General features: G+C 61.6%; 9 protein-coding genes and 2 tRNA genes. All 11 read left to right on the top strand.

From position 1 onward, the window contains the following. On the top strand, window positions 1-89 hold an 89-nt coding region (locus ABT24_RS13965; RefSeq protein WP_080361398.1), incomplete at its 5' end, for an EF-Tu C-terminal domain-related protein. Between the two features lie 154 nt (window positions 90-243). Then, window positions 244-319: transfer RNA gene (locus ABT24_RS13960), tRNA-Trp, on the top strand. 38 nt (window positions 320-357) lie between these two features. Beyond that, on the top strand, window positions 358-741 hold the full coding sequence (secE, locus tag ABT24_RS13955; protein ID WP_013107511.1) for a preprotein translocase subunit SecE: 384 nt from the start codon (window positions 358-360) through the stop codon (window positions 739-741). Window positions 742-751: 10 nt separating this feature from the next. Then, window positions 752-1,315 (top strand): transcription termination/antitermination protein NusG, encoded by a 564-nt coding sequence (nusG, locus tag ABT24_RS13950; RefSeq protein ID WP_013124519.1) that lies wholly within the window; start codon window positions 752-754, stop codon window positions 1,313-1,315. Window positions 1,316-1,465: 150 nt separating this feature from the next. Continuing rightward, entirely contained in the window at window positions 1,466-1,897 is a 432-nt protein-coding gene (rplK, locus tag ABT24_RS13945; RefSeq protein WP_276732761.1) for a 50S ribosomal protein L11, read from the top strand. After that, window positions 1,898-2,608, top strand: a complete 711-nt coding sequence (gene rplA / locus ABT24_RS13940; RefSeq protein ID WP_156053786.1) for a 50S ribosomal protein L1 — start codon at window positions 1,898-1,900, stop codon at window positions 2,606-2,608. A 302-nt stretch (window positions 2,609-2,910) separates the two neighbouring features. After that, a complete protein-coding gene (gene rplJ, locus ABT24_RS13935; protein ID WP_286738083.1) occupies window positions 2,911-3,417 on the top strand; it encodes a 50S ribosomal protein L10 in 507 nt (168 codons plus the stop codon). 45 nt (window positions 3,418-3,462) lie between these two features. Next, complete coding sequence (gene rplL, locus ABT24_RS13930) at window positions 3,463-3,840, top strand: 50S ribosomal protein L7/L12 (RefSeq protein WP_013107506.1); 378 nt, start codon at window positions 3,463-3,465, stop codon at window positions 3,838-3,840. A gap of 153 nt (window positions 3,841-3,993) precedes the next feature. Further along, a complete protein-coding gene (gene rpoB, locus ABT24_RS13925; protein ID WP_276732754.1) occupies window positions 3,994-8,097 on the top strand; it encodes a DNA-directed RNA polymerase subunit beta in 4,104 nt (1,367 codons plus the stop codon). A 59-nt stretch (window positions 8,098-8,156) separates the two neighbouring features. Beyond that, window positions 8,157-12,377: a DNA-directed RNA polymerase subunit beta' gene (gene rpoC / locus ABT24_RS13920; protein ID WP_276732751.1), complete on the top strand. Its 4,221-nt coding sequence runs from the start codon at window positions 8,157-8,159 to the stop codon at window positions 12,375-12,377. Window positions 12,378-12,466: 89 nt separating this feature from the next. Then, window positions 12,467-12,543: transfer RNA gene (locus ABT24_RS13915), tRNA-Met, on the top strand. The last annotated feature ends 380 nt before the right edge of the window (window positions 12,544-12,923 follow it).

Genomic DNA, 12,923 nt, shown 5'->3' with positions numbered 1-12,923 from the left:
CGATCGCGATGGAAGAGGGTCTGCGCTTCGCCATCCGGGAAGGCGGTCGTACCGTCGGCGCCGGGGTGGTGGCCAAGATCATCGAGTAAATCGTTCAACCTGGATTCGGTGTGGCTTCTGGAGAAATCCGGCGTGCGCTCCGAACCAGGGTTTTGTGAGGGCGCTCTGCGGGGCCAGCCCGAATCTGTTTGAATTGCGGCCGTTGCCTGTTTCGCAGACAACGGCCTTGGTGCTAGAAGGTACAGGGGCATAGCTCAATTGGCAGAGCGTCGGTCTCCAAAACCGAAGGTTGGGGGTTCGATTCCCTCTGCCCCTGCCACTCCGAACCGTTTCGGGGTAGAACGCGCGTAAATCCATATGGCGAATCCGTCTGTCGAAACCGTCTCCACTGGGGCGGACAAAGCTAAGTTGGGGGCGGCAGCGGTCTTGCTGCTCGCCGCGCTGGGCCTGTTTTATGGTCTGGCCGGGCAGCCCATGTGGGTGCGCGTCGTCACGTTCCTGGTACTGCTGGCGGGCGCGGTTGTGGTGTTTTTCCTCTCCGAGCCGGGGCGTGCGCTCATTGCCTACGGGCAGGATGCGGTGCGCGAAACCAAGAAGGTGGTTTGGCCGACGCGCAAAGAGGCCATGCAGATGACGGGCATCGTGTTTGCGTTTGTTATTTTGATGGCCCTTTTTCTCTGGCTGACCGACAAATCGCTGGAATATGTGCTCTACGACCTGATCCTTGGTTGGAAGCGCTAGGAGCATGAGTATGGCTGAAGCACAAACGATGGCGGCGCAAGCTGGCAAGCAATGGTATGTCGTCCACGCCTATTCCGGCATGGAGAAGGCCGTGCAGCGCAACCTCGCCGAGCGCATTGAGCGCGCGGGGATGCAAACCAAATTCGGGCGCATTCTGGTGCCGACGGAAGAAGTCGTCGAAATCAAGAATGGCCATAAAAGTATTACCGAGCGTCGCTTTTTCCCGGGCTATGTGCTTGTGGAAATGGAAATGGACGACGCGACCTGGCATTTGGTCAAGCACACCAGCAAGGTGACCGGTTTCGTGGGCGGCGCCAAAAATCGCCCCGTGCCGATCAGCGAGGCGGATGTCAACAAGATCATGAGCCAGATGCAGGAGGGTGCGGACAAGCCGCGTCCCAAGGTGCAGTTCGAGGTGGGCGAAATGGTCCGCATCAAGGAAGGCCCGTTCACCGACTTCAACGGCAATGTGGAAGAGGTGAACTACGAAAAGTCGCGGCTTCGCGTCTCGGTCACCATCTTCGGTCGCGCCACGCCGGTTGAATTGGAGTTTCAGCAGATCGAGCGGCTTTGACCGCCTGTTGACCTGCATGGTTACTTGCGAGCAACTGCAAATCGTTTGATTGCTGCCGCCCATCCCGCCCGGGTTGCAGTGTGAGTCGTAAAGGGCGGGTTTCGGGGAGCCTTGTGAAAACAAAGGCGCTCGTACCCATTCGGAGTCACTATGGCAAAGAAAATTGTCGGCTTCATCAAGCTGCAAGTGCCAGCTGGTAAAGCCAATCCCTCGCCGCCGATCGGCCCGGCGCTCGGTCAACGCGGCCTCAACATCATGGAGTTCTGTAAGGCGTTCAACGCGCAGACTCAAGGTGTGGAGCCGGGCCTCGCGCTGCCGGTGGTCATCACCGCCTTCGCGGACAAATCGTTCACCTTCATCATCAAGACCCCGCCTGCCGGTGTGTTGATCAAGAAGGCCATCAAGCTCGACAAAGGCTCGGCCCGCCCGCATACCGACAAGGTCGGCAAGATCACCCGGGCTCAGCTCGAAGAGATCGCCAACACCAAGATGAAAGACCTGACGGCCGCTGATCTCGACGCGGCTGTTCGCACTATCGCGGGCACGGCCCGTTCGATGGGCGTTACTGTGGAGGGCGTGTAAATGGCCAAGATGCCCAAACGTTATGCGGCCTTGCGCGCCAAGGTCGATTCCAACAAGCTGTACGCGCTGGATGATGCGCTGGTGTTGGTCAAGGAGTGCGCGGTCGCCAAGTTCGACGAATCCATCGACGTGGCGGTGAGCCTCGGCGTGGATACCCGCAAGTCTGACCAAGTCGTGCGGGGTTCGGTCGTGCTGCCCGCGGGCACCGGCAAGATCAAGCGCGTAGCCGTGTTCGCCCAAGGCGCCAAGGCTGAAGAGGCCAAGGCCGCCGGTGCAGACATCGTTGGTTTTGAAGATCTGGCCGAGCAGGTCAAGGCCGGCAACCTCAATTTCGACATCGTCATCGCTTCACCCGACGCCATGCGCGTAGTCGGTGCGCTGGGTCAGATTCTCGGCCCGCGCGGCATGATGCCCAACCCCAAGGTGGGTACTGTGACGCCGGACGTCGCGGGTGCGGTGAAAAACGCCAAAGCAGGTCAGGTGCAGTTCCGTGCCGACAAGGCGGGTATCGTGCATGGCACGATCGGTCGCGCCTCGTTTGGCGCCGATGCGCTGCGCAGCAATCTGGCCGCGCTGATCGAAGCGCTACAAAAAGCGCGTCCGCAAGCGGCCAAGGGCATCTACCTGAAAAAGGTGGCGGTTTCGTCCACTATGGGCATCGGCGTGCGCGTCGATACCGCCACGGTGAACGCCGCGGTCGCCGGGCAGTAAATGTTTGAAGCAGTCCTGGCCGATTGAAATGATCGGTCGGGCCTGAGCAGGAATGAGTAGCAGCAATTGGTGGGCCGATGCGGTGATTTTCATGCCGCCTCGGGCGATCCAAGACCGCAGGCGCGAGATGGCAGTCTCGCTTAATTCGGCGTCATGCCTGCGACGTCGGGTCTGCGCAGATGGCGAACCCGCTGGACGAGAGAATGGGCAAGGTTCGAACGTTGCCTGTAGTCACTCCAGAGGACGCTTGTTTAGGCGCCTTGAGCCGCTAGGGTTCAAGGCAATTTCTTCAGGAGTCAATCTTGAGTCTTAACCGCTCTGAAAAGCAAGCTTCAGTCGAGGAAATCTCGGCGCTGGCAGCCAAGGCGCAATCCCTGGTTCTGGCCGAGTATCGCGGCATTGCAGTCGAGCAGATGACCAAGCTGCGCAAGCAGGCTCGCGAAAACGGGGTGCATCTCCAGGTGTTCAAGAACACCCTGGCCAAGCGCGCTGTTTCGGGAACCTCATGCGAAGTTATCGCCGGTGAAATGGCTGGCCCGCTGATCTACGGATTTTCCGAAGATGCAGTCGCCGCCGCCCGGGTCATCAACGACTTTGCCAAAACCAATGACAAGCTGGTCATTCGCTCGGGTGTGGTCAACGGCAAGGCGCTCGACGCCGCCGGGGTCAAGACCCTTGCCAGCATTCCGTCGCGCGAAGTGCTGCTGGCGCGTCTGCTGGGTGTCATGCAGGCTCCCGTGTCCGGCTTTGCTGTGGCGCTGGGCCAGTTGGCGAAAAAACGCGAAACCGAAGCAGCCTGTTCAGGCTGAAGCTTTCAACATTCTCTTTTCAAACATTTATCTCGGAGTCAACAAATGGCAATGAATCAACAGGAAATCCTCGACGCCGTCGGCGGCATGACCGTCATGGAACTCAACGACCTGGTCAAGGCGTTCGAAGAAAAATTCGGCGTGTCCGCTGCCGCGATGGCCGTGGCCGCTCCTGGCGCGGGTGGCGGTGCTGCCGCTGCCGTGGAAGAGCAGACCGAATTCAACGTGATCCTGACGGAAGTCGGCGCGAACAAGGTCAGCGTCATTAAGGCCGTGCGCGAACTGACGGGCTTGGGCCTGAAGGAAGCCAAGGATCTGGTGGACGGCGCGCCCAAGGCTGTCAAGGAAGCCGTGGCCAAGGCCGATGCCGAAGCTGCGAAGAAGAAGCTGGAAGAAGCCGGCGCCAAGGCTGAAATCAAGTAAGTCTTTGGTTTTGCGTGGGCCCGGAAGGTCAATTGGCCTTCCGGGCTTTCGCGCCTTCTGCCGGTTCAGGCCGGTAGCTTGGTTACCACATGGCCTGGGGTGAGCCCGGGTTATGCGATAACTGATTTTGTCCCTGTGGAGCGGAGCGTATCCATGTCCTACTCGTTCACTGAGAAAAAGCGCATTCGGAAAAGTTTTGGCAGCCGCCAAAGTGTTCTGGATGTCCCCTATCTGCTGGCTACGCAGATCAACTCCTACGAGGCCTTTTTGCAAAAAGACCTTCCCTTGCCGCAGCGCAAGGACGAAGGGCTGGAAGCGGCGTTCCGCGCCATTTTCCCCATCGTGTCGCACAACCAGTATGTGCGCATGGAATACAACGGGTACACCCTGGCACGCCCGGTGTTCGACGTGCGCGAATGCCAGCAGCGCGGTCTGACCTATGCGTCGGCACTGCGGGCCAAAGTGCGCCTGATCGTGATGGACCGCGAAGCGGCCAAGCCCACGGTCAAGGAGGTGAAGGAGCAGGAGGTCTATATGGGCGAGATTCCGCTCATGACCGACAAGGGTTCCTTCATCATCAACGGCACCGAGCGGGTGATCGTCAGCCAGCTGCACCGCTCGCCCGGCGTGTTTTTCGAGCACGACAAGGGCAAGACCCACAGCTCGGGCAAGCTGCTGTTCAGCGCCCGCATCATTCCTTACCGTGGCTCCTGGCTCGACTTCGAATTCGACGCCAAGGACATTCTGTATTTCCGCGTCGACCGCCGCCGCAAGATGCCGGTCACCATTCTGCTCAAGGCCCTGGGCCTGAATCCCGAGCAGATCCTGGCGCACTTCTTTGCCTTCGACCACATGCAGTTGATGGACGATGGCGCTTTGCTCGAATTCGTGCCTGACCATTTCAAGGGTGAAGTGGCCCGCTTCGACCTGATCGACCAGAATGGCAAAGTGGTTGTCGCCAAGGACAAGCGCATCAACACCCGCCATCTGCGCGAGCTGGAGCAGGGCGGCACGCAACGCCTGTCGGTGCCAGAAGACTTCCTGCTGGGCAAAGTGCTGGCGCGCAACCTGGTGTCACAAGACACCGGCGAGATCGTGGCTCGCGCCAACGAGGAGCTCACCGAGGCGCTGCTGAAGAAAATCCGCGAAGCCGGCATTCAGCAGATCCAGACTCTCTACATCAACGATCTCGACCAGGGCGCGTTCATTTCGCAAACCCTTCGCATCGACGAAGTGGCCGACCAGCTCGGCGCCAAGGTGGCGATCTACCGCATGATGCGCCCCGGCGAGCCGCCGACCGAAGACGCCGTCGAGGCCTTGTTCAACCGCCTGTTCTTCGACGCTGACGCCTACGACTTGTCGCGCGTGGGCCGCATGAAGTTCAACCGTCGACTCGGTCGCGAGGAGATCGAAGGCGAGATGGTGCTGTCGCATGAAGACATCATGGCGGTTATCAAGCTGCTGGTCGAGTTGCGCAACGGCCGCGGCGAAGTCGATGACATCGACCACCTCGGCAACCGCCGGGTGCGCTGCGTGGGCGAGCTGGCCGAGAACCAGTTCCGTGCCGGGCTGTCGCGCATCGAGCGCGCGGTGAAGGAGCGTCTGGGCCAGGCCGAGACCGAAAACCTGATGCCGCACGACTTCATCAACTCCAAGCCCATCTCGGCGGCGATCAAGGAATTCTTCGGCTCCTCGCAACTCTCGCAGTTCATGGACCAGACCAACCCGCTGTCGGAAATCACCCACAAGCGCCGCGTCTCGGCCCTGGGCCCGGGCGGTCTGACGCGCGAGCGTGCTGGTTTTGAAGTGCGCGACGTGCACCCCACGCACTACGGCCGCGTCTGCCCGATCGAAACGCCGGAAGGACCGAACATCGGTCTGATCAACTCGCTGGCGCTGTTCGCCCGGTTGAACGAATACGGCTTCATCGAGACGCCTTATCGCCGCGTGATCGACCGTAAGGTGACTGACCAGATCGACTACCTCTCGGCCATCGAAGAAGGCAAGTACGTCATCGCCCAGGCCAATGCCGGCATGGACGAGCACGGCATGCTCAACGACGAGTTGGTGTCTGCCCGCGAAGCTGGCGAGTCCATCATGGTCTCGCCCGAGCGGGTGCAGTACATGGACGTGTCGCCCAGCCAGATCGTGTCGGCCGCGGCCTCGCTCGTGCCCTTCCTGGAGCACGACGACGCCAACCGCGCGCTGATGGGCGCCAACATGCAGCGTCAGGCCGTGCCCGTGCTGCGTCCTGAAAAGCCCCTGGTCGGCACCGGGGTCGAGCGCGTGACCGCGGTCGACTCGGGGACCGTGGTCACCGCCTTGCGCGGCGGCGTGGTGGACTATGTGGACAGCGCCCGCATCGTGGTGCGCGTCAATGACGACGAAACCCAGGCGGGCGAAGTCGGCGTGGACATCTACAACCTTATCAAGTACCAGCGTTCCAACCAGAACACCAACATCCACCAGCGCCCGCTGGTCAAGCGCGGCGACAAACTCGCCAAGGGCGATGTGGTGGCCGACGGCGCTTCGACCGACCTCGGCGAACTGGCACTGGGCCAGAACATGCTGGTGGCCTTCATGCCGTGGAACGGCTACAACTACGAAGACTCGATCCTGCTGTCCGAGCGCGTGGTGGCTGAAGATCGCTTCACCTCCATCCACATCGAAGAGCTGAACGTCCCGGCGCGCGACACCAAGCTGGGCTCCGAAGAAATCACCCGCGACATTCCCAACCTGTCCGAGCACCAATTGGCGCGACTGGACGAGTCGGGCATCATTTACGTGGGCGCAGAAGTGGAAGCGGGCGACGTGCTGGTGGGCAAGGTCACCCCCAAGGGCGAGACCCAGCTCACCCCGGAAGAGAAGCTGCTGCGCGCCATCTTCGGCGAAAAGGCGTCCGACGTGAAGGACACCTCGCTGCGCGTGCCCTCGGGCATGTACGGCACCGTCATTGACGTGCAGGTGTTCACCCGCGAAGGCATCCCGCGTGACAAGCGCGCCCAGCAGATCATCGACGACGAGCTCAAGCGCTATCGCCTCGACCTCAACGACCAGATGCGCATCGTCGAGGCCGATACCTTCGACCGTCTGGGCAAGCTGCTCACTGGCAAGACCGCCAACGGCGGCCCGAACAAGCTGGCCAAGGGCGCAACCATCACCGCCGACTACCTGGGCGAGACCGACCGCTACAACTGGTTCGACATCCGCCCGGCGGATGAAGCACTGGCGCAGCAGATGGAACAGCTCAAGGACTCGCTGGAAAAGCGCCGTCATGCCTTCGATCTGATGTTCGAAGAGAAGCGCCGCAAGCTCACCCAGGGCGACGAGCTGCCCACCGGCGTGCTCAAGATGGTCAAGGTTTACCTGGCCGTCAAGCGCCGCCTGCAGCCGGGCGACAAGATGGCCGGCCGTCACGGCAACAAGGGTGTGGTGTCCAAGATCGTTCCGGTCGAAGACATGCCGCACATGCCTGATGGCACCACGGTGGACATCGTGCTCAACCCGCTGGGCGTGCCGTCGCGCATGAACATCGGGCAGATTCTCGAAACCCACCTGGGCTGGGCCTCGATCGGCATCGGCAAACGCGTCAACGACATGCTGCAGTCGCATGCCAAGGCGGCCGAGTTGCGCAAATTCCTGGGCACGCTGTACAACTTCAGTGGCAAGCAGGAAGCGCTCGATCAGCTCAGCGACGCCGAGGTGCTTGAACTCGCCGAAAACCTCAAGGCTGGTCTGCCCATCGCCAGCCCGGTGTTCGACGGCGCCAGCGAAGCCGAAATCGGCCAGATGCTCGACCTGGCCTATCCCGACGACGTCGCCGAGAAGCTGCAGCTCACTGCGGCGAAAAAGCAGGTCATGCTGACCGATGGCCGCACTGGCGAAGTCTTCGAGCGCCCGGTGACCGTGGGCATCATGCACGTGCTCAAGCTGCATCACCTGGTCGATGACAAGATGCACGCCCGCTCTACCGGCCCCTACTCGCTGGTCACGCAGCAGCCGCTGGGCGGCAAGGCGCAGTTCGGCGGTCAGCGTTTCGGCGAGATGGAAGTCTGGGCGCTCGAAGCCTACGGCGCCTCGTATGTGCTGCAGGAAATGCTCACCGTCAAGTCCGACGATACGCAGGGCCGCACCAAGATGTACGAGAGCATCGTCAAGGGCGACCACATCATCGAAGCCGGGATGCCCGAGTCGTTCAACGTGCTGATCAAGGAAATCCGTTCCCTGGGTCTGGACATCGAACTCGAACGCAATTGATTGATGCCGCGCCCGGTGCCGCTTGGTTGCGCCGGGCAAGCAACTGAAGGAGTGAAAGCATGAAAGCGCTACTCGACCTGTTCAAGCAGTTTCATCAGGATGAGCATTTCGACGCCATTCGTATCGGCCTGGCGTCGCCGGAAAAAATCCGGTCCTGGTCGTTCGGTGAGGTGAAAAAGCCCGAGACCATCAACTACCGCACGTTCAAGCCCGAGCGCGACGGCCTGTTCTGCGCCAAGATCTTCGGCCCGATCAAAGACTACGAGTGCCTGTGCGGCAAGTACAAGCGCCTCAAGCACCGCGGCGTGATTTGCGAGAAGTGCGGTGTCGAAGTCACGCAGAGCAAGGTGCGCCGCGAGCGCATGGGCCATATCGACATGGCCAGCCCAGTGGCGCACATCTGGTTCCTCAAGAGCCTGCCGTCCCGTCTGGGCATCGTGCTCGACATGCCGCTGCGCGACATCGAACGCGTGCTGTACTTCGAAGCCTATGTGGTCACCGATCCCGGCATGACGCCGCTCAAGGCGGGTCAAGTGCTGTCCGAAGATGAATACGCCGCCAAGCGCACCGAGTTCGGCGAAGAGTTTGTCGCGTTCATGGGCGCCGAGGGCGTGCACGCCCTGCTGCACAACATGGATCTCGATCTGGAGATCGAGAAGCTGCGCGGCGACATGACCGGCTCCGACACCAAGGTCAAGAAGAACGTCAAGCGCCTCAAGGTGATGCAGGCGTTCAAGGATTCGGGCGCCAAGCCCGAGTGGATGGTCATGACCGTGCTGCCGGTGCTGCCGCCCGATCTGCGTCCGCTCGTTCCCCTGGACGGCGGCCGATTTGCCACCTCCGACCTCAACGATCTGTACCGCCGCGTCATTAACCGCAACAACCGTCTGCGCCGTCTGCTGGAGCTGTCTGCGCCTGAAATCATTGTGCGCAACGAAAAGCGCATGCTGCAGGAAGCGGTCGATTCGCTGATGGACAACGGGCGTCGCGGCAAGGCGATGGTGGGGCAGAACAAGCGCCCGCTCAAGTCGCTGGCAGACATGATCAAGGGCAAGAGCGGCCGCTTCCGCCAGAATCTGCTGGGCAAGCGCGTCGACTACTCGGGCCGTTCGGTCATCACCGTGGGCCCGACGCTCAAGCTGCACCAGTGCGGTCTGCCCAAGCTGATGGCGCTCGAACTGTTCAAGCCCTTCATTTTCCACAAGCTCGAAACCATGGGCGTGGCCACCACCATCAAGGCGGCCAAGAAGGAAGTTGAATCGCAGACCCCGATCGTCTGGGACATTCTCGAAGATGTGATCCGCGAGCATCCGGTCATGCTCAACCGTGCGCCCACGCTGCACCGCCTGGGCATTCAGGCCTTCGAGCCCATGCTGATCGAAGGCAAGGCCATCCAGCTGCACCCGCTGGTCTGCGCCGCGTTCAACGCCGACTTCGACGGCGACCAGATGGCCGTACACGTGCCGCTGTCGCTGGAAGCGCAGGTGGAAGCGCGTGCGCTGATGCTGGCGTCGAACAACATCCTGTTCCCGGCCAACGGCGAGCCGTCCATCGTGCCGTCGCAGGATATGGTGCTGGGCCTGTACTACGCGACCCGTGAGCGCATCAACGGCAAGGGCGAGGGCATCGTGTTCGCCGATGTGTCCGAAGTGCACCGCGCGCTCGACGCCAAGCAGGTGGAAATCACCAGCCGGGTCAGCGTACGTCTGACCGAGTACGAAAAAGACAAGGCCACTGGCAGCTTCACCCCCAAGACCGCCGTGGTGGAAACCACCGTGGGCCGCGCGATCCTGTCGGAAATTCTGCCCAAGGGCCTGCCGTTCAGCGTGATGAACAAGGCGCTGAAAAAGAAGGAAATCTCGCGCCTGATCAACTCGTCGTTCCGCCGTTGCGGCCTGCGCGAAACCGCGATCTTCGCCGACAAGCTGCTGCAGTCGGGCTTCTCGCTGGCGACCAAGGCCGGTATCTCGATCAGCATCGACGACATGCTGATTCCGGAAGAGAAGTACACGGTCATCGCTCGCGCCGAAAAGGAAGTCAAGGAAATCGAGCAGCAGTACTCCTCCGGTCTGGTGACGCAGGGTGAGCGCTACAACAAGGTGGTGGACATCTGGGGCCGTGCCGGCGATGAAGTCGGCAAGGCGCTGATGAATCACCTCTCCAACCAGACGGTCAAGGATCGTCATGGCAAGGATGTGCGTCAGGAGTCGTTCAATTCCATCTACATGATGGCCGACTCGGGCGCTCGTGGTTCCGCCGCGCAGATCCGTCAGCTCGCTGGCATGCGCGGCCTGATGGCCAAGCCAGACGGCTCCATCATCGAGACCCCTATCACGGCGAACTTCCGTGAAGGCCTGAACGTGCTGCAGTACTTCATCTCCACGCACGGTGCGCGCAAGGGTCTGGCCGACACCGCGCTGAAGACCGCGAACTCCGGCTACCTCACCCGCCGTCTGGTGGACGTGACGCAGGATCTGGTGGTCACCGAGCACGATTGCGGCACGGCCAACGGCACCAATATGCGCGCGCTGGTCGAAGGCGGCGAAGTCATCGAATCGTTGCGCGACCGCGTGCTCGGCCGCGTGGCCGCTGTCGACGTGGTCAGCCCTGAGACCCAGGACGTCATCGTTCCGGCGGGCGAGATGCTCGATGAAGACATGCTCGATCTGGTCGAAGCTGCCGGTATCGACGAGATCAAGGTGCGCACTGCGCTGACCTGCGAAACCCGCTACGGCATCTGCGCCAAGTGCTACGGCCGCGACCTCGGCCGCGGCACGCTGGTGACCAATGGCGAAGCGGTCGGCGTGATCGCCGCGCAGTCCATCGGCGAGCCCGGCACCCAGCTGACCATGCGGACCTTCCACATCGGCGGCGCGGCGTCGCGCGCAGCCGTGGTATCCAGCGTGGAAGCCAAGAGTGCGGGTACGGTGCGCTTCACCGCCACCATGCGCTACGTCACCAACACCAAGGGCGAGCAAGTGGTCATCACCCGCTCTGGCGAAGTACTGGTCACCGACGACCACGGCCGCGAGCGCGAGCGTCACAAGGTGCCTTACGGCGCCACGCTGTTCGTCAAGGACGGCATGGTGATCAAGGCCGGCACGCTGGTGGCCAACTGGGATCCGCTGACCCGCCCCATCATCACCGAGTACGCGGGACAAACCAAGTTCGAGAACGTCGAAGAAGGCGTGACCGTGGCCAAGCAGGTCGACGAAGTCACCGGCCTGTCCACCCTCGTGGTCATCGACCCGAAACGCCGCGGTTCTGCCAAGGTGGTGCGTCCGCAAGTCAAGCTGCTCAACGAGCAGGGGCAAGAAGTCAAGATTCCGGGCACCGATCACGCCGTGACCATCGGCTTCACCGTTGGCGCGCTGATCCAGGTGCGCGACGGCCAAGACGTGGGCCCGGGCGAAGTGCTCGCGCGCATCCCGATGGAAGGCCAGAAGACCCGCGACATCACCGGCGGTCTGCCGCGCGTGGCCGAGCTGTTCGAGGCCCGCTCGCCCAAGGACGCCGGCATGCTGGCCGAAACCACTGGCACCGTCTCCTTCGGCAAGGAAACCAAAGGCAAGGTGCGCCTGGTCATCACCGACCTGGACGGCAACTCCAACGAGTTCCTGATCCCGAAGGAAAAGAACGTGCTGGTGCACGAAGGCCAAGTGGTGAACAAGGGCGAACTGATCGTCGACGGCCCCGCCGAGCCGCAGGACATCCTGCGCCTGCTGGGGGTCGAGGCCTTGGCGCGCTACATCGTTGACGAAGTGCAGGATGTCTACCGTCTGCAGGGCGTGAAGATCAACGACAAGCACATCGAGGTCATCGTTCGCCAGATGCTGCGCCGCGTCGAAATCAAAGACCCGGGCGACACCGACTACATCGCGGGCGAACAGGCCGAGCGTTCCCAGGTGCTGGCGCGCAATGATGTGCTCCTGCGCGAGGGCAAGATGCCCGCTACCTTCAACAACCTGCTGCTGGGCATCACCAAGGCCAGCCTGTCCACCGACAGCTTCATCTCCGCCGCGTCCTTCCAGGAGACCACGCGCGTGCTGACCGAAGCCGCCATCATGGGCAAGCGCGACGAACTGCGTGGCTTGAAGGAAAACGTCATCGTCGGCCGCCTGATTCCCGCAGGCACTGGCCTGGCGTTCCACCAGGCGCGCAAGGCGAAAGATGCGATGGACCAGGCTGACCGCGCAGCCCAGGCCGCCGCCGAACTGCAGGCGCTCGAAGACAGCACCCTGCACTCGGCAGAATCCGACAACGCATCTGATCAAACCTGATTTCAAGGCCCCCAATCGCCAATGAAGACATAGGCGAACGGGGCGCCTTGCACAAAGGGCGGCCTTCAAGTATAATTTACAGCTTCCGGCGCGGGGTGGAGCAGCTCGGTAGCTCGTCGGGCTCATAACCCGAAGGTCACAGGTTCAAATCCTGTCCCCGCAACCAAAATTTGTTCAATGAAGCCAAGGACTTAGCGGTTCTTGGCTTTTTTGTTGCCTGCGGCATTTTGGGCACGGTGCCCAATCCGTGCCCATCTCGTGCCCAAACCAAGGCGCCTTGCACGCGCGTTATGACCTTCGGTCAACATGAACTCCCCTGAATTGGGCACGAAGTTTCGAACGGGATGGCATGAAATACATGCGCCGATCAATCAAGCCCGCCCCCCCTACTTTAGTTGTGATGCCGGTGGCGACCCGGGGCGCTCTAAAACTCGGGCGGATCTCGATGGCCCTATCGACAAGGCATAATGGCCGGGTTAAATTGATTTCACACGAAATTGCGTGCGAAATTGAAGATAGGAGCCCACCCTATGCTGCACAGCTATG

This window comes from Thiomonas sp. SCN 64-16 (genome assembly GCF_001725585.1).
Taxonomy (GTDB): Bacteria; Pseudomonadota; Gammaproteobacteria; order Burkholderiales; family Burkholderiaceae_C; genus Thiomonas; species Thiomonas arsenitoxydans.
This window is presented reverse-complemented; position numbering and strand designations above follow the sequence as displayed.